The organism is Paenibacillus sp. 1_12 (assembly GCF_900114475.1).
Lineage (GTDB): Bacteria > Bacillota > Bacilli > Paenibacillales > NBRC-103111 > Paenibacillus_S.
The window spans coordinates 1-24,093 of the sequence record NZ_FOTE01000033.1 but is presented as its reverse complement, the minus strand read 5'-3'; the positions used below and the strand labels follow the sequence as shown (position 1 = coordinate 24,093).

Sequence of the window (24,093 nt, the reverse complement as noted above, 5' to 3'; positions counted from 1 at the left end):
ATGTTTAAAATAATTAATCTGATGATAGCTCTTATAATTATTGCCATCCTATCCTCATGCTCACACTCACCAAAAGCGATCGAGAATCCGAATTCCTCCCAACAGATCACGCTTGAATTGCTTTCCAATAAAATGGAAACTACTGAAACACTTGAAAAAATAATCGCAAAATTCCAAGAACAGAACCCTACTTACGTCATTGAACAAGATGCGCCGCCTAATATGTTGAAGGTTCTCACCATGCGTTTTTCCACAAATACGGCACCATCTTTATTCATGGTCTATCCTTCAGCTCCCAGCATACGTCATCCCATAAAAAATGGTTATATTGAGGATCTTACTGGTGATCTGATTCTTAGCAATGTGAAGCCTGAGTTTGTTGAATTTAGTAAGACCAGAGGGAGAAACTATGCGGTTCCTCTTGCATTGGAGGGCAATGGTATTATATATAATATGGACATATTCCGGGAACAGTGTCTGAACATACCTCAAACCTACGCTGAATTACTAGCGACTTCAGAAAAGTTAAAATTATCAGGAAAGACACCCTTCATCTTTCCTGATAAGGACCATACTTACGTAAGAAGAGTTTCTACAGTGCTACTAGGATTAGATAATCCTGATATTATCCCTTATTTTGAAGATGTAATAGCAGGAAAAAAGCATATCATCGATAGTACTCCATTGGTTAGTATGGTAAATAAAACACTAGAATTAAGAGAATATGGACAGAAAGATTCACTCGGCACTTCCAATGAGGCCGCAATTCGGGAGTTTGCAAGCGGAAGAGTGGCTATGTTTTTCACAGGGATGTGGGAGATCAACTCCATCAAAAAGGCCAATCCTACCATGGAAATTGCAATGTTTCCGTTTCCAGCGGAACGAATGGAAGATACAAAGGTAGCTACACAGGTGGGAACTGCCATAGGTATTCCCAAAAATTCTAAAACAATGATGGAATCGAAAAAGTTTTTGAGCTTCTTAGCTTCCACGGAAATGGCGCAGTTATTTTCAGATGAAACAGGAAATATTTCTGTGATTAAAGGTGTGCAGCATCATGTAAAAGAAAACAAAGGGATTGCCGAATATGCGCTGGCAGGAAAGCTATTCAGAGCTGCCGATTCGCCTTGGACACCCACCATGCAGGATGATTTCGGAAAATCAGTACAACAGATCATAGCCGGGGGAGGGATTGATTCCTTTTTGAAAAAGATGGAGGAACTTTTTTATAATATGGGGAATTAGCAGGCTTAAGGATATGATCTGAGGATACCCTCACATGATATCCTTTTTTTTGTATGAGATGATAACGGTTACAAATGTCAGATTTCTTATATCGTTGAAGTCATGATAATCATATAATTGTGATTTGTAAATTGATAAGCTCTTAAGCGTATACAAAAGAAATTACTAGGGGGAAGTAATATGAAGAAACGTCATGCTTTGAAAAAAATCACTTTACTTGGAACTGTGGTGGCTTTAGCTGTAACGGCAGGCTGCTCTGCTGGTGGAGAAACCGGAACGGGCAAGGAGGCTACCAAAGACAATAAAGGGAAAAAATTAAAGCTGGAGCTGATGTCCAACAAAACGGATGTAACAGAAACTTTTAACAAAGTCATTGCTAAATTCCAGGAGAAAAACCCTGACATTGAAATTGAAGTCAATGCACCACCTAACATGCTGAAAGTTCTTGCTCTGCGTATTGCTAATGATGATGCACCGGCTTTGTTCACCGTATATCCTTCTGCACCGAGTATGCGCCAGCCAGTGAAAGATGGCTATTATGCCGATTTAACGGGAGACAAAACACTGTTTAACAATGTCATTCCGAGCTTTGTTGATTTTAGTAAAACAATGGGTAAAAACTATACCGTACCCTATGCATTAGAAGGATATGGTGTAACTTACAACGTTGATCTGTTTAAAGAACTGGGACTGAGTATTCCGAAAACGTATACAGAATTGATTCAAGTTGCTGAAAAGATTAAAGCTGCGGGTAAAACGCCGTTCTTATTTCCAGACAAAGAGTATTCGGTCATCCGTCAAACTACAGCAGCCTACTTAGGGTTGGATATTCCTGACGCAAGCCAATATTTCGATGATGTAATCAATGGTAAAAAACATATTGCGGATAATCAGGAAGTACGCAAGGTCGCTCAAAAGGTTCTTGATCTAAGAAAATATGGTCAAAAGGATCCGCTTGGTACTGCCCAAGATAATGTCATTCGGGATATGGCAGCTGGTAAAGGCGCAATGTTCTTCCATGGAATGTGGCAAGCCGTAGCGATTAAAAAAGCGAACCCTAGTTTGAACGTCGATATTTTCCCATTCCCAGCTGAAAAAGCAGAGGACACCAAAGTCGCGATGCAAGTGGGGACAGCGCTTTCTATTCCGAAAAACGGGAAAAATAATGCCGAAGCCAAAAAGTTTATGGAATTTTTCTCTACAACGGAAATGGGGCAAATGTACGCGGATGAAACCGGCAATATTTCTGTAATCCAAGGCGTAAAACCGAATTACAAGGAAAATAAAACCATAGCTGAATACGCTCTCTCAGGGAAGCTGTACCGAGCGGCCGACACCAATTGGACCCCAGCTATGCAGGATGATTTCGGTAAGGCTACACAAGAACTGATCAGTGGTTTAACAATCGATGATTATATGAAAAAACTGGAAGAAATCTTCTACAAAAAAGGCAACTGATGAGTAACTATCAAAGTAATTTTGGAGGATGACAGAATGGAAATAATCCGTTCAAAAGAAAACCAACTTGTAAATAAAAAGAGCTCTGTTCTAGGTTCTAAAAAAATGGTTGTCTATGTTTTATTTACCGTTCCGGCATTACTGCTTTATATTGGATTCTTTTTTTATCCGGCCTTAATGGGCTTTAATTATAGTTTTACGAATTGGGATGGCATGGCTCGGACCTACAAGTACATCGGCCTAGAAAATTATTTTGCCATTTTTAAAGATACTCGGTTTCTCCATTCATTGGTCTTCACGTTCAAATACACAGTTATAGTCGTTATCCTAAAGACAATAATCGCTTTAGGCTTGGCACTGCTATTAACAAGTAACTTAAAGATGCGGGGATTGTTCAGGTCCATTTATTTCTTCCCTGCGGTATTAAGTTTAATTACGATTGGATTGATCTTCAATGAAATTTTCCTTACCGTTTTACCGCAAATAGGCGAAGCGTTAGGAATTGAAGCTTTGTCTAGAAATATTCTGGGAAACAAGGATACGGCAATCTACGGTATTATCATCGCTAACGTTTGGCACGGAGTATCCATTCCCATGATTATTTTTATGGCAGGCTTAGCAAGTGTACCTAAAGACTTGCACGAAGCTGCAACAATTGATGGAGCGAGCACTACACAAAAATTCTTCTCCATCACTTTGCCTTTTTTGATCCCGATGTTAAATGTTAACTTGGTGCTGCTGATAAAGGGGGGGCTGACCATATTCGACTCTATTGTGGCTATGACGGACGGAGGACCTGGTACATCGACAGAATCGATCGGTTTCTTAATTTATCGTCATGGGCTTTTGGAATACAAGTTTGGTTATGCCACTGCTGAATCCATTTTTGTATTTGCTCTTATCGGACTTATCTCCTATGTACAGATTAAATGGCTCAACAAAAAGGAGGTAGGTCAGCAATGAAGGAAGGTCTGCTTTCCAGAGCCATCCAATATGTTATTTTGCTAATGGGGGTCCTTGTTATCATGATCCCTGTCTACTTGACGATTAATTTGTCCTTTAAATCACAAGTCGAATCGGCGCAAAGCTTTTTTGCACCTCCAGCAGGCTTTTATCTTGGAAATTTCGCTGCGGTTGTAAAAGGAAAGTTTTGGATCAATTTGGGCAATTCCGTCACGATAACGCTTGTTTCTATGGTATTCATCATGATATTAGTACCGATGGTATCTTTCGCTATATCAAGAAACTTTAAACAAGGTTACTTTAAATTTGTTTTCTACTTTATTCTTGCAGGTATTTTTGTTCCGTTTCAAGTGATTATGCTGCCGGTGTTAAAGCACATGTCGAATTTGCATCTCATGAATCAACTGGGGCTCATACTCATGTATGTCGCATTGTCCTTTACACAGGGCATCTTCCTGAGCGTTGGATTTTTGAAAAATGTGCCGATAGAATTGGACGAAGCTTCCACGATCGACGGCTGTAGTATTTGGCAAACTTTTACTCGGATCATTTACCCAATGATGCTTCCGATTATTGTCACAATCGTTACATTAAACAGCTTGTGGATTTGGAACGATTTCCAGCTGCCGCTTATTCTATTGAATAGAAGTCCAAATTATTGGACATTGCCGTTATTTATTTACAATTTTAAATCTGATTACGGGGCTAATTATAACGTTGCATTTGCTGGATTTCTTTTGACCATGCTGCCGATTATGTTGTTATATGGTGTTTTGCAACGTCATCTTATTTCAGGGTTAACAGAAGGTGCCTTAAAATGATGATCTTGAGGAGTGAGCTATCTATGCCATCTGAGTATTCTCTGCCCCGATCTACACCGGAAAAGCAAGGGATTTCTTCACAAGCCATCCTCGCATTCTTGGATGCACTGGACCAAGAAAAGCTGGAGCTGCATGGTTTCATGCTCCTTCGAAATGGTTATGTAGCCACAGAAGGCTGGTGGGATCCATATGGGCCTGAACAGCCCCATATGTTGTTTTCGTTAACGAAAAGCTTTACCTCCACAGCTGTAGGATACGCCGTTTCGGAAGGTCTGTTGAACATAGAGGATCTGGTGGTTTCATTCTTTGCGGAGCATGTAACGGAGCCGATTGACGATAGGCTTGCATCGTTGCGTGTCAAGGATTTGCTGACGATGAGTGTTGGCCACGCCATGCCCACAATGGGTTCCGAATGGCGCCAGATCAATGGCGATTGGGTTCCATATTTTCTGAATAAAGAGATGGACCATCAGCCTGGGACTCGATTTATGTACAATAGCGGCGCTACATACATGCTGTCCGCTATTATGCAAAAGGTATCAGGACTGTCATTACTGAATTATTTGCGCCCGCGTTTGTTCGAACCTTTGGGTATACATGCCGCGTCTTGGGATAGTTGTCCTTCGGGAATCAACGCCGGAGGCTGGGGTCTTAGCTTGAAGACAGAGGATTTGGTCCGCTTCGGACAGCTTTACCTACAGAAAGGGATGTGGAATGGTAAGCGGATTTTGCCGGAAGCATGGATAGTGGAAGCAACCTCTTGTCAAATTTCCAGTGGTATGGATGATCAAAGCGATTCCCAGCAGGGGTACGGTTATCAATTCTGGCGATCACGTTTTAACACGTATAGGGCCGATGGTGCGTTTGGTCAATTTTGCGTAGTGATGCCTGATCAGGATGCGGTCATCGCCATACACGGCGGTCTGAGTAATATGCAGGGTGTGCTGAATCTCATCTGGGAGCATTTACTGCCCGCTATGGGGAACCAATCCTTAGAAGAAAATCAGGAGATGACTTCTTTATTACAGAAAAAATACCAACAACTTACGATGCTGACGCCTACGCTGCAATCAAGTTCTCCTATTCGTGATCACGTATCACGTAAACATTTTGTTTTGGAGGAAAATGACGACCAAGCAAAGGCAGTTGCGTTTACGTTTGAGGATGACGGCTGCCTATTTACTTTATCGGACCACCGAGGTGAACATCGGATTCAATGTGGTATGGGGACTTGGATCATGAGTGATACCACCATGAGTGGCAAAGCACTGCATCATCAATACGAGCCACCCGTCATGCGAGTTGCAGCAAGTGGTACTTGGCATGATGCAAGTACTTATGTCATGACTTGGTGCTTTGTAGAAACGCCTTTTACCGATACAGTCATTTGCCGTTTTGAGGCTGACCGGGTTCGATTGGAGCGTGCGGTCAATGTAAATAGTGAGGAGAGGAAGCGTTCTGCTCTTCTCGGAAAATGGACTTGATATAGAAGGTTACATACGGCACCCTGTTAAAGGGTGCTGTATTGTTACGCAAAGACGTCTCCTCGTTGGGAAGACGTTATAAGAAGAGACTGGTGATTATCCAGAAAAAAGAAGAGTGGGGGATCGTATTTATATGTCATATAATAGCTTAATTCTTCGTATTGAAATCAATCATTTCATGTTGAATTTTGGTGATGTTGCTTCTGCTATCAACAAGGCTGGTGGGGATATCACCTCTATTGACGTGATTCGTCCCGGACAGGAAACGTCCATTCGTGACATTACCGTTCATATAGCGGATACCGTAGAATCGCGAGTGGTTGATACTGTCAAGGAAATGGTAGGAATCCATTTGGTTAATGTCTCGGATCGTACATTTCTCGCTCATCTGGGTGGTAAAATTTCCATACAGCCGAACATGCCCATCAAAAACCGAGACGATCTTTCCCGAGTGTACACACCAGGGGTTGCGTGTGTATGTATGTCTATTCACGAAAATCCGCAAAAAGCGTATTCACTCACTATCAAAAAAAATACAGTCGCTGTCGTGACCGACGGTACAGCGGTACTCGGCCTAGGCGACATCGGGGCAGCTGCGGCGGCGCCTGTAATGGAAGGTAAAGCAATGCTGTTTAAGCAGCTTGCGGGGGTAGATGCATTTCCTATATGTTTGGACACCCAAGATACGGAGGAAATCATACGGACAATAAAGGCGATTAGCCCGATTTTCGGCGGTATTAATTTGGAAGATATCAGCGCTCCAAGATGCTTCGAAATCGAAACCCGGCTGGCTGAAGAGTTGGATATACCTGTGTTTCATGACGATCAGCACGGTACAGCCATAGTCGTTATTGCAGGTCTCCTTAATGCATTAAAGGTAGTAGGCAAAAGAATGGATCAAGTTCGTGTCGTTGTGAATGGAATAGGAGCAGCGGGTGTATCCATCTGTAAGATGCTGCTGGCTGCTGGAGTTAAGAATCTTGTTCCGGTCGACCGGGATGGTGCTATTGTAGGGAATAACACGTACGAGAATCCGATGTGGAACTGGCTTGCTCAGCAGCCACAGGTTGAGTCTGTTGCTGGCAATTTATATGAAGTCATTCAAGGAGCCGATGTATTTATCGGCGTTTCTCGAGGAGGTTTACTTCACGCTGAAGACGTTAAGAGAATGGCACCTAACAGTATCGTATTCGCTATGGCGAATCCTAACCCGGAAATTTCCCCGGAGGAAGCATTACCCCATGTTAAAATTTTCGCTACAGGAAGAAGCGATTATCCCAACCAAATCAACAACGTGCTTGTTTTTCCTGGCCTGTTCCGAGGCGTACTTGATTGCCGTGCGCGACGCATCAATGAACCCATGAAGTTAGCCGCAGCGCAAGCTATCGCATCTGTTGTATCTGAAGATGAGCTCAGTGAGCAATATATTATTCCGAGTATCTTTAATGAGCAGGTGGTCACCAAAGTAAGAAATGCAATCGTACAGACGGCAATTTTCACGGGTACATCCCGTAGGATCCCACCCGATTTTAGATAAATTTCTCAAGAAAAAACAATAACAACAGTGGAGGCTGCAGACTGAAATGGAACGTCAGCCCCCCTGTTGTGCTATACGAGAGGGCAGCATAATGTAAAAGACATACTCTGGAATTTGAAGGAGGGAAATTAAATCTGAATGGAGATACTTAGCGTGTACAGGACAAACTGCGGGAGATTCTTAGAGTTAAAAGGTCTCTCATGGACTTGAGTCAGGTATTTCAGTACTTGGGTATTAAAGAGAATACCGAATTCTCACAGTCAGAGCAAATGGGTCTATATCCAGCATTCGATTTTCTAATCAGGGCTATTCTCCATAACGATATCCGAGGAATACAAATGCTGGATAATTCCGAAACGGGATCTCTAGTCAATTTTCCTATTGGAAACCAGATCGTGGTGTTATTTTATAACCCTTCAGGAAAGAAGAAGCTTACAAATGCATTCTCCGAAGACATGTTAAAAATATTATGCCACTTCCAGTACACTGATGAACCCTTTCCACATAGTATCTACGCCATGCTGGTCACTGAGTCTTTAGCCCATGGGATTAACCTTGACCCTCTGAAAATTTGTGAATCATTTGATCAATTTGATCTCTACCTCCACGAAGAAGCAATTTACCGTACCACTTTGTTTTGTTTGATGTGTAAAACCGCCTATGATCAGTCCGGAGAATCGCGGCTGCTTGATATAGCCTTGTATATTTATGATAAATACCAACTGAAACCTGATGCATCAGATTCATTTGAACCCTTTGTGTTGATCAACAGATTACAGATTCGAAAGCGCAAAGGTTTACAATTTGGTGATGTGGACATTGATCGCCTCTATCTTCACAAGAAAGAAGCAATATTAGCTGATGATTTCGAGCTCCTATCCTGCATCAATGTATTGCTCGATAATCATGTTGAGGCCGGGATATCATACCGATCATTAGAACTTGAACAAAAGGAGTGTATCCAAACACTTCCAATATTTGAATTGTACCAAATGCAAATCAGCAAGTAATTCGGAACTGTTAGCTAATGGACTTACTTAATTGGTACACTTCACTATTTTGAGTGTTGCGTAAAATGAACATGACTTTCAAATTAAGGTGGAGACGAACTCTCCACCTTCGTCATGTCCTCATTTGTGGTTGCGTAGCAAATCTATACAAACACAGTAACAGAGAACATATTTGTATGGACTTACCGATCCACGGAAAGCGTGTAGGGCTTCTTATAAGGCGTCAGCGGTATAAATGCTGTGTTAATCGATTGGGGCGAGGATATTAATTTGAGTCTCTACGAGCCAAAATACTCTTTACAGAGGGGCTTGCAAAAGAGCGTAGACCTAAATATCATCAGCGGATCGATAACTTCGAGCAGGAAGAAAACCTCCTGGTGTTCAAGATCCCTCCTGTCTGAAAAAAACTAAGAGGTATTGTGAATTGCAAAAACGTCAATGTCCTGTATAAAATGAGAGATATCTTCTGGTAATCTAGTTACCATATAATTAGGAGGACTTACATTGAGAGGAAAAATACTTTGGGTCGTAGCCCTGCTGTGTCTGCTGATGGCACCAACTGCTACGGTCGCTGCTTCGACAATTACTGTGAATCTGGACGGAGAAGCCATTAGCTTCGATGAAAAGCCAGTTATTCGGGAGGCGATGGTCTTCGTGCCGCTGCGGACGATCTCCGAGAATCTAGGGGCTCAGGTCCAATGGAATGAAACTACGAGGAGCATTACCCTGATCAAGGGAGATGTGACCAACGCGCTTACGCTGGACCGTACGGAAGCCGTTAAACGCGTGGACAGCACAGGGACCAGTAAAACCATAACACTGGCTTCCCCTCCGGTTCTGCTGAATGGAACGACCTTCGTGCCTCTGCGCTACATTGCCGAAGGATTCGGCGCCTTAGTCGATTGGGAGGAGAGGAGTAATGGAGGCCTTGTCACCATTACAAGCCCGAAGAAGCTGACCGTCGGAAGCAAGACGGTTACTCTGGGGGAGTCTTTGCAGGAGGTGAGGAACCGTCTAGGTCCGGCCGACCGGATCGATGAAAGCATTTATCCGTTTCAATGGCATGTGTACAATAAGGATTATGCATCGTTTCTTATGGTCGGCATTGATGATTCAGGGACGATTCGTGGGTTCTATACAAACAGCAAGCTATTTCGCTACAACGATGAGCTAGCCTACGGCGATTTGCATGTGACAACGGTGAAGGGCGGTGGGACCCTGTTTACAGATAAATATGAGCAGAACAAGGTCCATGCCATTCTGGTTACCGTCGGGAGACTCGATTCCAATAAATTTGTAGACAAGCCGGAGGTACACCGGGCTAATGAACTGGAGAATTGGGATGCGACCAATGCATTCCGGTTCAACTATGGCCTCCGTCCGCTCGGCTATGACGAAACCGCGGCTATCACAGCCAGAGGCCACAGCCAGGATATGGCTGATCAAAATTACTTCGAACATACCGGGTTGGACGGTCGGTCCCCATGGGACCGGTACAAGGACAACAAGGGGCCGTACTTCGGCAGCGGGGAGAATATATCGGCCGGCCGCATCTCCGGAATCGAATCTTTTAACGGATGGCTGAACTCCGAGGGACATCGAAATAACATGCTCTCTGAGAATCATACGCGGTTTGGTGTGGGAACAGGGTATAACCCGAAGTCAAAGTACAGGTACTATTACACACAATTTTTCTCCAGCGGCGATTAGACGGCCGGAGAGCATATCTTGCATAGGGGCGGTCGGGATTCCCACCACTCCTCCATTTACAGTGAATATTCAACTCAGAATTGACGACGAATCTGCCTTGTAAATCGTGGCTTTTGTATTTTATGGGATCAAGTTCTTGTCACAAGCCAATGACAAGAACTTGATCCCATTGCCGATACTGACAAGAAATTGATCTCATTCCCAACGTAATCAATTCGGTCAGGATGTTGAGGATTTTCTGCTAACTGTAGTATCGGGTAGATGGTACCTTCAGAGAAGGAACGAAAGAAGTTATTCGAAGCCTGTTTAGGCTGCGGACAACTTCTTTCTTCAAATTTCCCAAAATATAAGATTTGGCTCATCATTAAGAAGAACCTTGTAAAGCCCAAATCGGCAACCTGTTCCACTGAATGGGGAGCCGCGTCCTTAGTCGCGGTCGATCGCTCCGACCGTCGTCGGGCCGCCGGCGGGGATGGCTGAACCAATCGATTATTCGAGGAGCTCCTCAAAGATTGTTTCTAATTTCTCGCATATCTTACCAATTATCTCACCCCATGTCTCCATATCTCCATATCATCTTCTGTTTGATAGCTTTCCGGAAATGAGTCGAAATCGGCTTGGCATTCGGAAACCGCTCGCTTGACCAACTCGTTAAACTTCGTCTGGCGGATTTCGGATAATTTGCTGTAGATTTCGAATGCGTCCTCAGCTTGTGTATCCCAATCCAAATCCAACCGTTCTGCGATTTTATCATTGATTCTGTAGGAGGGGATACGCTCGCCGCTCTCTTCCCTCAGTTAATTCCCCCAAGGCATCTGCGTTTCACTGAGTCATTCCTCATCGGAAAACACAACTTTGAATATTCTCGGCTTGGGCGAAAGAACACTATATAGCTTTTTTCTAGGTGAAGAATTCAACCGCCACGAGCCCGCGCCAGATCTTGCCATGCTTGCACGGTTGGTTACTAAAGGGAAATTTCAAACCATAATCCAAGTGCAGAAGTCATGGGAGGAAATTGACGCAGTCGCACATCAATTGAAAGATCGCCAATTTGTGGGTAAAGCAGTACTTACGATCTAGAGATTCTAGCCAATACAGAAATTTTACGTATTTGCCACTCCGTTTTGATGTCGATACTACTAACTATAAAGTTTCCTGGAACCGTCGATACGCAAGGTTGTCCTTACCTCTGAGAGAAGAATTAAAATAGGCAACGGCTTCCTCTGCATCGCGCGGTGGGGCGATACGTGTTGGCAGTCAACCACACATTTATCGAAATTTGGATATTTTGGAGGAGCGTACACAGCAGGAGATTGCTAAGTCGCTCGGGATTTCGCGTTCGTATGTATCAAGAATTGAGAAACGGGCTTTGATGAAGCTGTATCATGAGTTTTATAAAGTGAAACGGTAGGGAGTAGGATAATAAGGTTTAATGGGTCTGCCTTTACGGCAGGCTCTAATGAGCTTAAGTCAATTTGCTCGTATTACCTTTTTTTCAAACGCATAAGGGGACTTGTAACCTTATGTAAAATGGATTCGAATTCAGTTGTAACCGAGCTCATATATCCATGGATGGCGGCATAGGTTTTTTTATAGGTGCGGAATTTGGTTTGTTAAACCAGTGAGCTTTGCCCTTGTAATAACCGCTTCAAGCGACTCCAATCGTGCTACATAACTTCTTGATCCGGTTCCTGAAGCGGTGTTTGTGAACAAACGAGCCTTCACCAGGTCTTCCATTAAGGTGTGTCAGCTAAATAGTCTGTTAAGAAGCAACATCTCACGACCGATTTAATTCTCCAATCAAGTATAAAAAGGAGCTCAGCCGTACGTATCAAAAGAACTATCTGAGAAAAAATCATTTACCTATTGAAAAACTCATAATTCAGAGTATAATACTTGGTATAACTGTTGAACATCCTTCAGTATTAATAGTGGTTGAACTAAAAAACCTTTGTTATAATGGTTGTGAAAAGCTTTTCATGACAAACATAAGGTGAAACTAAAATGAAGTCAACCATTAAAGATGTAGCCCGGATGGCTAATGTCTCAATCAGTACCGTTTCACGAGTGCTGAATAATCCAGATCTAGTTGTTAAAGACAAGCGTGATAAGGTATTACAGGCGGTCCTGGAGCTCAATTATTCTCCTAATGCATTAGCCCAAGGCCTGATTCACAAACGAACTAAGACATTAGGTGTTCTCATTCCCGATATTTCCAATTTATTTTACGCGGAAGTGATAAAGGGTATGGAAGACGCTGCCCATGAATGCGGTAATAACCTGATCATTTGCAATACGGATAATAATCAGCAGCGTAGGCTATCCAGCCTGAAAGTGCTCAGTGAAAAGCAGATTGACGGCATTGTATTCACGAGTGAACCCATATTTCCAGATAGCTACGAAGTGTTCAAACGTTTAAACATCCCGATTGTTCTCGCGGCCACCCACAGTTTGGAATATGATTTTCCATCGGTCAAGGTTGATGATGAGCAAGCTGCTTACGATGCGACAGAATATTTGATCAAGAAAGGTCATACCATGATTGGGATGATCAGCGGTTCGATGCTGGATCCGATATCCGGTTTACCGAGAATTCAAGGTTTTCTGCGTGCTTTGCGTACGCATGGCATCGAATTTGTTCCGGAAAGCCGCATCGAATATGGCAACTACCTTTTTAAAGACAGTTACAAAGCAATGAAAGCATTACATACGAAGTTCCCAGAAATGACTGCCGTATTTGCAACAAGTGACGAAAGAGCACTTGCGGCGATTTCCTATCTGCACGAGCACAATGTAAAGATACCAGATGAAGTATCAGTAATCGGCTTTGACAACACACGTATGGCAGGAATGTGCTACCCGAAGCTGACGACGGTCGCCCAGCCTCTATATGAGATGGGTTCGCAGGCGATTAGAATGCTGGATCGCTTAATAAATGGCGTTGTGTTGGATGAAAAGAGGTTCTATATGAACCACTGGATCCAGGAGCGGGATTCGGTTAAAGAAATAAACCGTTTTTAACAGTGGAGAGCGGAAGTTGGAGCGGGGTTCTGATCAAGAACCTTCCCAGATCTGAAAAGCTTTTCAGAGTTCCATTCTCTCTTTTTAAATACTAAACAAAACCAATCTGGAGGTCTGAAAAACAAATGATGAAAAAATTATTGAACACAACACTGATTTTATCAATGACTGCGGGGCTTGCCGCCTGCGGTGGAGAGGCTCCCACCAAACAGGCTGTTCCTCAAGACAGCAACCAGCCCAAAGAAACCAAACCAGCTGCTGAAAAGGTGAAAATTGTATTCGGACAAGGTGCGGATCAAACCGAAGGAACGAAAAAACTTGTTGCTGCTTTCCAAACCAAGTTTCCAAACATTGAAGTGGAATTACGCGACTTCCCGAACGACTCCTCCCAAACGCATGACCAGCTCGTAACGATTTTTGGAGGTAAATCGGCTGAGGTGGACGTTGTAAATCTGGACGTGGTATGGCCTGCGGAGTTCGCTCAAGCCGGATTTGTCCTACCGCTTGATCGCTTAATTAAAGATGATAATGTGGATCTTAGCAAATACCTCAAGGCAGGAGTCGAATCCGGTTATTTCAATGGCCAACAGTGGGCGCTTCCTCGTTATAATAACTCAGGACTGCTATACTACCGGAAGGATTTGGTGAAAGAAGTTCCGAAAACCTGGGATGAATTGATCACACAAGCAGAGCAATTGAAGGGCCAAGGCGGTACGCAGTACGGTTTTGTTACACAAGCGAAGCAGTATGAAGGATTATCGGTCAGTTTTACGGAGTTGGTTAGTGCTTACGGTGGTAAAATCATCGATGATAAGGGCAACGTTACCGTGAACAGCCCCGAATCCCTTAAAGGGTTAAAGCAGCTGGTGAGAATCGCCAAGTCTCCTGCAGTACCTTCTAACCTTAACACCTTTACGGAAAAAGAGACCTTGACCGCATTTATGGAAGGAAGTGCCGTGTTCGCCCGTCATTGGCCAGCTCTATACGCACAAGCGAATGATCCGAAAGTATCTAAGGTGGCAGGCAATGTAGGTATCGCTCCGCTTCCTTCAGGAGACGCGCGTTCGGCAGCAGCACTCGGAGGTTGGCTTGCGGCGATTAACAAGTACTCCAAGCATCCGAAGGAGTCTTGGGAGTTTCTGAAATTCATGGTCAGCGCCGAGGGTGAGAAGATTATAGCTATTAACAGCACCCAAACTCCTACTTATCTTCCACTGTTTGACGATGCCGACGTACAGAAGGCAAGCCCATTGTTTGCTAATCGTGACTTTGTTAACGGTCTGAGCAGCGCTATTCCAAGGACGATAACACCGCAATATGCGAAAATCTCTGGTATTATCCAAGTGGAAGTATCCAAAGCGATCGCAGGAGAGCAAACGCCGGAACAGACTCTAATTAACCTAGATACACAAATTAAGCAGGCAGTTGCTGCGAAGTAAGATTAAAAGGCAAAATAACAAATATAGAATGAAGGGTCATAGAGCAGGATGACTCTTCATTCTTTTCCTGTTATGATGCGCCAAGAGGTAGGTGACCCCGAAATGTTTAAACGAATGGGTTTAACAAAAGAAAGCAGGACGGCCTATATTTTGATTTTGCCTGCTATGCTGTTAATATGTGCTATTGCCATTTGGCCGGTCATGCGCTCCTTCTGGATCAGTTTATATGATATTCGTCTAAACGATCCGACAAAGAGCGAGATTCATACCATGCACGCGTTGGATATGGAGAAATACACGGAAACATTACCAATATTGTTAAAAGCACTGGAGACCGAAGCTGGCACAGGTGGTCCAACGGGTGCCCAATTGGAGCCGTTAAGATTGAAGACGGAGCAAATTCAAAAGGATCTGGAGACAGATCCGGCGGTAAAAGATAGGTATGAGCTGATCGACAGGCTATTATATGATTTTAAACCAGTACCTGAGCAGCTCAAATATATGAAACTGGATAATGACAAGGCAGGCCGGATGAAGTCTGAGCTTAATGAAATTCGAAGCAGCTTGGTGCAGTTGAAAGAGAAGGGTATTATGAAACGTCCTGACGATGCGATTGGATTAACCAGCGCACTCCAAGGAACCTTTATCGAACCGAACTTTGTCGGACTAGGCCATTATAAGAAATTTATGACGGATACCCGTTTATGGCAATCTATCGGCAACACCTCATTGTTCACGGTATATGCCGTTTCGATGGAAATGCTTTTCGGCCTGCTTATAGCACTCCTGATCAACCGCTCCTTTCGGGGACGTGGACTTGTGCGGGCGGCGGTTTTGATTCCTTGGGCAACACCGACTGCCATTTCAGCTATGATCTGGCACTTTCTTTATGACGGCCAGAATGGTATTGTGGCAAAGCTGTTTGCTGAAGCCGGTTTTATTCCGGAAATGAGCGCATTGCTGTCTACCAAGACTGGAGCGATGTTCTCTATTGTTCTAGCAGATACTTGGAAGACCTCCCCCTTTGTTGCTTTGCTGCTGTTGGCAGGACTTCAGACCATATCTGGTTCATTATATGAAGCTGCCCAAGTTGACGGTGCGACACGGTGGAAACAGTTCATTCATATAACGCTGCCCTCTTTAAAAACCACGATCCTCGTTGCGGTGATGTTCCGTACACTGGATGCCTTCCGTGTATTTGACCTGATTTATGTGCTTACGGGTGGCGGGCCAGCCAATTCGACGGAATCGATATCCATTTATGCTTACAAAACGATGTTTTCCGAGCTGAACTTTGGTGCAGGATCTGCATTGTCTGTTATCGTGTTTCTATGTATCGCCATCATTTGTATGATCTATGTAAAAATATTAGGCGCCGATGCAGTCAGCAAACGCGGGAGTTAGGGGGTATACGAAATGGTTAAAAAAGCGGGTTTCCTTTTCTATACAGGTATCACGATTTTTGTGGCGGTGGCCATGTTTCCTTTCATGTGGATATTCCTGGCCTCCATTAAGCAAACTGCGTATCTGTATGGGACGTATGCTTTTGATATATTCGTACCCGGGTATACACTGGATAATTACGTACGCGTATTCGTTAATCATCCGTTTGGCCGTTATTTGCTCAACAGCTTTTCGATAGCAGGCCTGACGATGGTTTATAGTCTGATCGTCGCTTCTTTTGCGGCTTATGCGATTGCCCGGCTTCAATTTTGGGGGAAATCCGTCTTTTTGGGCGTACTGCTTGCTGTTTCGATGTTTCCGCAAATTGCCACGATTTCTCCGATTTTTTTGTTTATGCAAGCCACGGGTCTGCGGAATACTTATCTGGGACTCATAATTCCTTACACGACGTTCGCGCTGCCGTTATCAATTTGGTATATGACAACTTTTTTTCAAAAAATACCATACGAGCTTGAAGAAGCGGCTAAAGTCGATGGGGCATCGATTATGCAGACCTTTTGGAGGATTCTGCTTCCTTTGGCAGCACCTGGACTGTACACGACTGCGATTATTGTGTTTGTTGACGCCTGGCATGAATTTTTCTTCGCTTTAACCATAAATTCCAAGCAAAACATGATGACTGTACCTGTAGGAATTGCCATGTTCCAAGGAGAATTCACTTTTCCGTGGGGCGAGATTTCGGCAGCCGCCATAACTGTAACGATTCCGATCGTTATCCTGGTACTTATATTCCAAAGGCATATTATTTCAGGCTTAACCTCCGGTGCAGTGAAAGAATAAAGAGCCGGCAACAGCCATGAGGAGAGAAAATAATGAAAAAACCCAACATCTTATTCATGATTTCGCACGATACAGGACGGTATTTGGGCTGTTACGGCCGAACGGTAGAAACCCCATCCATTGATGCTTTGGCGGAAAAGGGAGTACGCTTCGATCGTTATTTTTGTCCCGCTCCTCAATGTAGTCCGAGCCGTGGAAGTATTTTGACCGGGTTATACCCGCACAACCACGGAATGATAGGTTTGGCTCATTTGGGCTTCTCGATGAATGCGGGCGTAGCGACCTTGCCTAAGGAGCTTGGCAAACTAGGTTACGAAACAGCGCTGATTGGCTTCAGCCATGAAACGATAGACGAGCCGAACAGTCGATTGACCTCCTCTACCTCCAAGCTTGGTTACGACCAGGTACTTCCGGTTTCCGGAGACAGGGGACCCCAAGTCGCCGATAAGGTCTTGGATTATTTACACAAAAAGGCTGAAGCCAAGGATGAAAAGCCTTTTTTCGCGTCAGTGGGTTTCTTTGAAACGCACCGTGACTTTGATGAATATGAATGGATCGCAGACCCTGTGGATACGGTTATGCCGCCATCATACCTGCCAGACACACCTCAAGTTCGGGAAGACTTTGCGCTTCTGCACGGATCCGCCAAAGTGCTGGATCAAAGCATCGGCCGCATTCTCCATGGATTGGAGGAAAGCGGATTAAGTGACAACACGCTTGTGATTTATACGACCGACCATGGCATAGCCTTCCCAAGAGCAAAGGGGACGCTGATGGATGCAGGCTTGGAAACGGCATTGATTATGTATTATCCCGGACAGATTGCCGGTGGACTTGTGATGAACGAGCTGCTTTGCAATATAGATTTGATGCCGACGTTGCTTGAATTTGTAGGAGCGAAAATTCCTCAAGGGCTTGATGGAAGCAGCTTTCTCGGCTTGTTTAATCAGGAGTCAAAAGTGAAGACAAGAGACCATTTCTTCTCAGAATTGACCTGGCATGATCAATACCATCCGATGAGAGGCGTAAGAACGGAAAAGCATAAATATATTCGTAACTTTGAAGAGGGTCCTTCCATTTACCTCCCTTTGGACATTCACCGAAGCCTTTCGGGGCAGATTGTACGGGATGAATATTATATTCCTAATGTGCCGGAGGAGCTTTATAATCTTCAGGATGATCCTCTTGAATCTAATAATCTTGTTCATGATATAGAATATCAACAGGTTTTGGAAGAGCTTCGAGATAAGGTGGATGTGTGGATGAAGACTACGAATGATCCCCTCTTAAACGGAAAGGTAACCGGCCTTGCAGCGCCGGAATGGCAGGAGCAATTTGATAATGGCTCGGCTTATGGGTCTAAAAAGCAGCCGTAGACGGAAAGCAAGGCCATAATGAGCTCAACTTTGGAACTTACATCGGTTCGTGTTCATATCGTCAACACGATGAACACGAACCGATGTAACTTATTGATTTGGTGGACAAGCTAGCGTTCCCGCATACGACACACGTGGAGGTTACAGTAAGACTTGAAAGAAAAGATACAGCCCGATAGACTGTACCTTAGTTGGTGGCGTAAGGATTGGAAAGGTTATAGTGAATCTTAATCCTTTCGCCTTCAAGCACTTCGATTTTGTGGATTAACCGTTGCAGGACTTGTTTCATTACTTGCTCGTCGTCGAAGTCAAGCGTAATGAAACGTCCTACTTCTTTTATGTTGGTAAAGTCGGAAAATCTCGCGTACCACAGGCGCAGCGACTTCATCGACTTCGTATTTCTTCGTCGTTGGATTAACCGTATACCCGAAAGGCGGAACGGATACCCTACGATTGCCTTCCCTTGCGCTTGCCTGTAAACCAAGCTTGATACGTTCCGACAATTTGGCGTTCTCGTCTTCTGCAAGAATAGCTTTCAAGTTGAACATTAACCTACTCTTGCTTGTGTCGGTGTCGTAACTGTCTTCGGGCAGGATAAGGCGTACCGGGATACGTTCCAGTTGGTCGGCAAGTTGCATACTGTTTAGCGTATTCCGTCCAAGACGCGAAACCGACTTTGCATTTACAACGTCAAACTTTTTGCGCTTTGCATCCGCTAACAGGCGTTGTATTTCTGAACGATTCTTAAAGCTGGAACCGCTTATTCCGTTGTCAATGTACCGTTCAACAACCGTAAAACCGTATTCCTTGGCGATATTTTCCGCTAAGGCTATTTGGTTTTGTAAGCTGTTTTTCTGTCCTTCTCTCTTGGTGCTTACTCGTGCGTATATGACGCATTTCATTGTTTTACCGCTCCTTCCGATTTGGAAGGAATGGCATTTGCCCTTTCTTCATCGTACTTAGTTGAAAGAATACTGTCAATTCGATTCCGAAGTAAAGCTGTTAATACATCTTCAAGTCTATCGGTTCCGATAAACGTTCTTTCGATGATTATCATAGTACGCAACCCCTTGTCATGTTTGGTTGCGTCCTTATGTCGCGGCGATCATTCGATTTGTGACACGCCGCCCTATGTAAAGAATCGCCGACATTCCTACCAGAAACGCCGTCACAAACATGCTATCCCCTACGACATAAGGTTACGTGATTGATTAACGAAAACTATTACCGGGGGGACGATGTAAATGAGCGTTAGAATTTTTTTCAAGATTGACGTATTGGCTATTCGGGAGGGGCGTCTTATTTCGAAAGTAGGCGCGGACGGATGGGCGACCCTTTGCGCGATCGCGTCGTTCATGGATGAAGACGGCGTTTGCTATCCAACGCAAGAAACGCTTGCTGATTTAATGGGAGTGACGCGACAAGCCGCAAATGCACGTATAGGAAGGTTGTTAAAAATTACGATGGAAGACGGTTCGCCGCTTCTGGAACGTAGTTGGAAAGGACACGGACTAAGTAAGCGGTCAGTCTATCGTATTAACAAGGCTTGCGGTGTATTTATGGGGCGCGAATTGGATATGTCGGACGATGCGCCGGGGACTAATGTCAAATCCAGTAGCATCAAATCCAGTAGCATCAAATCCAGTAGCAATGTCAAAGATCGCCGACATTCCCGCCCGATACGTTGTCAAGATTCGTTGACAAGCAATGCAACGATAACGGACGTTACCCTACGCAACGACAGCGGACATAAAGAAGAACCAGAACTTAAAGAAGAACCAAAAAAAGAAGAACCAGACGCCAAAAGTCTCGAAGAGGAATGGAAAAATCTTTTTGACAAAGAAGATCGTCTCCAATAATCCAACAAAGAACGTTGTCTTATTAAAGCCGAGCGCAAGCGCTTGCCCTTTCTTCAATTCATACAATATTCACAATACTGGAATAACGTTAGACCTTCAAAGAAAAAGATAGACCAAAGGTCAAGACCGTGTTCCGCCCGCCACCGCGCCGCTCGATTCAGAAGCCGCCAGAGTGCCCGCAATACGCCCGTTCTAACAAGCCCGAGGTTAACGCGCCAGAAGCGTAGGAAGGCGTCGTTCCATTCGTCTAAAAGGTTGCGTCAAACATTGATATTACCCGTGATGAGTGGCGAAAATGTCGGGTATTGAAAATATCATTTTGTGTAAAAAAACGCTTCACCCCCTTGCCGTTATTGAGTTTTTGGCGTGTCGCATTTCATGAAAAATATGTTCAATCGGACATTGACTCGCTTCCCCGGTTTGATCTTCAAGTTTCAAAGTCCCCCTCTATATCCCCGGTACGAAAACGATGATTTAACGGGCGTTACGAAGGGGTCGTTGTACCGCGAGATCAACCGCCGCAAGGGGGACGCCATAAATGATTAATACGGCGACAATCTTCATTGAAGGGGATACCCGGCGATACTGAACGGCGCCCCTAACGCCTTCCACGTCATCGAGATCGACGCCAAGATACGCGAAGTCCTTATCATCGTATGGGTGGACGATGGAACCGAAGAATGGGCGTCTTTGGACGATATGAAACGATGGATTGACGTCGAATAATCGGCGTCTTTTTTGTTTTGGATATTAAAATTCAAAGACAATCAAGAAGGGCTACATGGGCAAGAGAGAATTGGTGTAAGAAAAACACAGGACTATATAGACAAAATTATTCTACTGCAGTAGAATATAGATGTGTGATTCTACAGTAGTAGAATGATAATAATAAATGAGGTGTATTCATTTGGTTATGAAGCTATTCGATAGCGAACTTAATATTATGGAAATCCTGTGGAGAGATGGCGATACCCCCGCAAAGAGAATTGCAGAAATTACAAAAGAAAAAGTAGGTTGGAGTAAAACAACAACGTATACCATCATCAAGAGATGCCTTGATAAAGGGGCGATTGAACGACGGGAACCTAATTTCGTTTGCCATGCGGTTGTTACACGAGAGCAGGCGCAAGAACACGAAACAACGGAACTGATAAATAAAATGTATGATGGCGCCCCCGACAGACTGATTGCTTCATTGTTGGGACAGAAACGACTGTCGACAGAAGAAATTAGCCGCTTGAAAAGTCTTATCGATAGCATGGAATGAGGTGAGGGAATGTCGTTACTTCAAACAAGTATTTCGGCTTCTGTCTTTATTCTTGCCGTTATTTTCTTACGTTCTTTGCTTATTCACAAGCTGCCCAAAATAACCTTTATGTTTCTTTGGGGTGTGGCATTAGTTCAATTGCTTGTACCTGTTTCAGTTCAATCGCAATTTAGCATTTTTACGGCAGTGGAACATCTAAGCAGAATGTTAACAGTGCCAAAATTGATTCCTACGTCAGAAAGTTCAACATTTATTAATGGAACTACGGTAATCATGCCACCAATTACAGAACATGTGACCGCGCCGATTATGCCTTTGGAGACGGCTTCACAAATATCGTCTATTGTATGGGTATGGTTAGTTGGTTTTACGTTATGTGCTTTATTTTTTATCATTCCGCATTTAAGGTATCGCAAAATCTACAAAATGGCTGTTCCTATTAGAAATGATTTTATAAGAAAATGGCAGCATTCAAATTTGTTATGGAGAGATGTTCAAATCAGGCAACTAGATCATATTTCAACTCCGCTTACATACGGTATTTTTCAGCCTGTTGTACTCTTGCCGAAAAATTTAGATTATGACGATAATAAACTACTTGCGCTTATCCTGACCCACGAATTTACGCACATCAAGCGATTCGACACACTAAAAAAATGGATTCTTGCCACTAGCGTATGCGTTCATTGGTTCAACCCTTTTGTATGGGTCATGTATATTCTTGCTAACCGTGATATCGAGCTATTCTGTGATGAAACAGTCATACTAAAATTGGGGGAAAACACGAAACCTACTTATGCTAGGGCACTTGTACGTTTGGAAGAAAAGAAAATCGGTTTGTCGCCGATGATTAGTAGCTTTTCCAAAAACTCAATCGAGGAAAGGATTATATCGATCATGAAAACTAAGAAAATCACGATCACCACGGTGCTTCTTGCTATTGGGCTTGTAGCAGGTGTCGTTATCATCTTTGCGACTTCTGCATTGGACAAAACGGATGCTTCTACGGGTTTCGACGAACCTATAGCCTATAGTGAGCCCTCGCTATATCAAGGTGTCATCACAACCGAAATAGTACCCGCATTATCTCAAGGTGCCACCATTACAGATTTAATGCCGCACGATTTATCATTCAACAAGAAATATGATGTACCGAAGTTGATAGACAACCTTATGTCTTCAAAGTATCGTGCAGTTTATATGGACAACGAAATATATCTTCGTGTCATGATGGATAACACAGTACAGATAAGCAAAGATGATGGAGCGGTTTGGAAAAAATATGATACAGATGAAGTTGATGCAAAAGAATTTGCAAAATGGCTGCTGATAAATGACCCGAATCCAGGCTATTCAATGAAAGAAGCTCAGACTCGCTTGGCAAACGGGGCAGAAGTAAAACATTTAGTGTTTGAAAATGTGAAGGAGATGTATTTCATAATCGACAGGAACGGCGTACAAATTGAACTTGTACAGCCTGAAAAAATATCTTCTGTTCTGATCGATGGTCAAAGAATGATGATTACTTCCGCTATATCAGCCCAAATGCTGAAATCATTTTATGACTTGTTAGTGTCGAACAATATACTGTCGGAAACTCATGCAAAACAAGATTATTCGGAAAGAATTAAGTATCTTGAAAAAAATCTACCTAACTATATCGTGACGAAATAACTAATCGGCGTCGGTCTAAATGATCGGCGTCTATTTGTTTTGAAACTGAAATTCAAACGTAATTGCGAAGGGGGTACACAGGGGGAATGAGTGTATGTCGGCGCCACAAACGGCGTACTTAATTTATGCGCAATTTTTCGAAATGTCGTGTTCCATATTGTGACATGCCCGGCTATCTTAACGTTTCGCCTTTCGATCGGAAGCGAAAGGACGACGTTCCCCGCCGAACCGTCTTCTTCTTTCGTTGACAGTAGCCCACATTCGCCGCATATGACGTTGTACGTCACCGGGAATACTATTTACCGAATAAAGAAAAAACGCCCGATAGGGGCGTCAATAATGACAAGGGCAAATGCCATTCCAGTTCGATTTTAATGTCTGTACTCCCTGTCAACTCGACACATGTGGAGTGCGTAATATTGTTGGTTCTGAATAATTAGTGAGGTGTGACAGTATTGCTCAATAAAGTACAACGAGAGTGAGCCACCAAGCAAGTGAAGTGCAGTTTTCAGGGACAAGGCCTACTTTAACATTAAAGAGCTGCTGCGGAAATCAACGCTTTCCAACCTGTTTGATAACCACCCACCATTCCAGATTGACGGCAACTTCGGGGGTACGGCGGGAATTGCCGAGATGCTACTGCAAAGCCACTTGGATTGCATCCAACTCCTGCCTGCCCTTCCAACGGAATGGGGAGAGGGCAGCGTTACAGGCTTGAAAGCGCGCGGTGGATTTGAAGTCGACATTCATTGGGAGCAAGGTCTGCTGCGCAAAGCGGTTGTGCGGTCCTTAAAAGGTGGCGTCTGCCTCATTCGATCGGCACAAGTCGTTCGGATCGTGGATGGCAGCGGAAAGGAACTGCCGTATATCCGGGAGGGCTCCTTAATTACTATAGAGACTGTTCCTTCGCAAATCTTGCAGGTGGTTTCGACTTTAACCGAGGAATAAGAGGATGAATGTCTAAAATAGCCATAATCAGGAAGCG

19 protein-coding genes and 2 pseudogenes are annotated in these 24,093 nt (G+C 43.8%); 19 read left to right on the top strand and 2 right to left on the bottom strand.

Translation table 11 applies throughout. The features are described from left to right. The 15 genes and pseudogenes from BM210_RS32140 (at position 1) to BM210_RS32060 (ending at position 18,308) form a co-directional block, all read left to right on the top strand. On the top strand, positions 1-1,245 hold the full coding sequence (locus BM210_RS32140; protein ID WP_091176768.1) for an ABC transporter substrate-binding protein: 1,245 nt from the start codon (positions 1-3) through the stop codon (positions 1,243-1,245). 180 nt (positions 1,246-1,425) lie between these two features. Continuing rightward, complete coding sequence (locus BM210_RS32135; RefSeq protein ID WP_091176767.1) at positions 1,426-2,703, top strand: ABC transporter substrate-binding protein; 1,278 nt, start codon at positions 1,426-1,428, stop codon at positions 2,701-2,703. A 36-nt stretch (positions 2,704-2,739) separates the two neighbouring features. After that, positions 2,740-3,666 (top strand): carbohydrate ABC transporter permease, encoded by a 927-nt coding sequence (locus BM210_RS32130; protein ID WP_256224189.1) that lies wholly within the window; start codon positions 2,740-2,742, stop codon positions 3,664-3,666. Beyond that, positions 3,663-4,487, top strand: coding sequence for a carbohydrate ABC transporter permease (locus BM210_RS32125; protein WP_091176766.1), 825 nt, complete (start codon positions 3,663-3,665; stop codon positions 4,485-4,487). Before BM210_RS32130 ends, BM210_RS32125 begins: the two co-directional genes overlap by 4 nt. Before the next feature lie 23 nt (positions 4,488-4,510). Then, positions 4,511-5,971 (top strand): serine hydrolase domain-containing protein, encoded by a 1,461-nt coding sequence (locus BM210_RS32120; RefSeq protein WP_177238133.1) that lies wholly within the window; start codon positions 4,511-4,513, stop codon positions 5,969-5,971. A 133-nt stretch (positions 5,972-6,104) separates the two neighbouring features. Further along, the gene (locus BM210_RS32115; protein WP_091176764.1) at positions 6,105-7,508 is read left to right on the top strand and encodes an NAD-dependent malic enzyme; all 1,404 of its coding nucleotides are present in this window, start codon (positions 6,105-6,107) and stop codon (positions 7,506-7,508) included. Positions 7,509-7,735: 227 nt separating this feature from the next. Next, positions 7,736-8,518, top strand: a complete 783-nt coding sequence (locus tag BM210_RS32110) for a hypothetical protein (RefSeq protein WP_143101137.1) — start codon at positions 7,736-7,738, stop codon at positions 8,516-8,518. Positions 8,519-8,583: 65 nt separating this feature from the next. Next, a complete protein-coding gene (locus BM210_RS36435; RefSeq protein ID WP_371263575.1) occupies positions 8,584-8,787 on the top strand; it encodes a transposase family protein in 204 nt (67 codons plus the stop codon). 235 nt (positions 8,788-9,022) lie between these two features. After that, on the top strand, positions 9,023-10,228 hold the full coding sequence (locus BM210_RS32100; RefSeq protein ID WP_091176762.1) for a stalk domain-containing protein: 1,206 nt from the start codon (positions 9,023-9,025) through the stop codon (positions 10,226-10,228). A 1,267-nt stretch (positions 10,229-11,495) separates the two neighbouring features. Further along, positions 11,496-11,639 (top strand): annotated as a pseudogene (locus BM210_RS32085) (sigma factor-like helix-turn-helix DNA-binding protein); the annotation flags it as partial. 593 nt (positions 11,640-12,232) lie between these two features. Further along, the gene (locus BM210_RS32080) at positions 12,233-13,249 is read left to right on the top strand and encodes a LacI family DNA-binding transcriptional regulator (protein WP_091176759.1); all 1,017 of its coding nucleotides are present in this window, start codon (positions 12,233-12,235) and stop codon (positions 13,247-13,249) included. Positions 13,250-13,374: 125 nt separating this feature from the next. Next, a complete protein-coding gene (locus tag BM210_RS32075) occupies positions 13,375-14,688 on the top strand; it encodes an ABC transporter substrate-binding protein (protein ID WP_091176758.1) in 1,314 nt (437 codons plus the stop codon). Between the two features lie 102 nt (positions 14,689-14,790). Then, the gene (locus BM210_RS32070) at positions 14,791-16,092 is read left to right on the top strand and encodes a carbohydrate ABC transporter permease (protein WP_091176757.1); all 1,302 of its coding nucleotides are present in this window, start codon (positions 14,791-14,793) and stop codon (positions 16,090-16,092) included. Positions 16,093-16,104: 12 nt separating this feature from the next. After that, entirely contained in the window at positions 16,105-16,932 is an 828-nt protein-coding gene (locus tag BM210_RS32065; protein WP_091176756.1) for a carbohydrate ABC transporter permease, read from the top strand. Between the two features lie 32 nt (positions 16,933-16,964). Then, positions 16,965-18,308 (top strand): sulfatase family protein, encoded by a 1,344-nt coding sequence (locus BM210_RS32060; RefSeq protein ID WP_091176755.1) that lies wholly within the window; start codon positions 16,965-16,967, stop codon positions 18,306-18,308. A 308-nt stretch (positions 18,309-18,616) separates the two neighbouring features. Here the strand turns inward: BM210_RS32060 and BM210_RS32050 are convergent, their stop codons facing one another. Both BM210_RS32050 and BM210_RS35190 read right to left on the bottom strand, forming a co-directional pair. Next, positions 18,617-19,210 carry a recombinase family protein gene (locus BM210_RS32050; protein ID WP_091176753.1) on the bottom strand — a complete coding sequence of 198 codons (594 nt, stop codon included), beginning with the start codon at positions 19,208-19,210 and terminating at the stop codon, positions 18,617-18,619. Continuing rightward, positions 19,207-19,365 (bottom strand): hypothetical protein, encoded by a 159-nt coding sequence (locus tag BM210_RS35190; protein ID WP_177238131.1) that lies wholly within the window; start codon positions 19,363-19,365, stop codon positions 19,207-19,209. The genes BM210_RS32050 and BM210_RS35190 overlap by 4 nt, the downstream gene beginning before the upstream one ends. 187 nt (positions 19,366-19,552) lie before the next feature. Between BM210_RS35190 and BM210_RS32045 the strand changes: the two genes are divergently transcribed. The 4 genes and pseudogenes from BM210_RS32045 to BM210_RS35990 all read left to right on the top strand — a co-directional run. Next, the gene (locus BM210_RS32045; RefSeq protein ID WP_091176752.1) at positions 19,553-20,167 is read left to right on the top strand and encodes a helix-turn-helix domain-containing protein; all 615 of its coding nucleotides are present in this window, start codon (positions 19,553-19,555) and stop codon (positions 20,165-20,167) included. 913 nt (positions 20,168-21,080) lie between these two features. Continuing rightward, positions 21,081-21,434, top strand: a complete 354-nt coding sequence (locus tag BM210_RS32040) for a BlaI/MecI/CopY family transcriptional regulator (protein WP_256224187.1) — start codon at positions 21,081-21,083, stop codon at positions 21,432-21,434. A 9-nt stretch (positions 21,435-21,443) separates the two neighbouring features. Further along, positions 21,444-23,108: a M56 family metallopeptidase gene (locus BM210_RS32035; protein ID WP_091176750.1), complete on the top strand. Its 1,665-nt coding sequence runs from the start codon at positions 21,444-21,446 to the stop codon at positions 23,106-23,108. Positions 23,109-23,651: 543 nt separating this feature from the next. After that, positions 23,652-24,056, top strand: a pseudogene (locus BM210_RS35990) (glycoside hydrolase family 95-like protein); the annotation flags it as partial. Positions 24,057-24,093 lie beyond the last annotated feature (37 nt).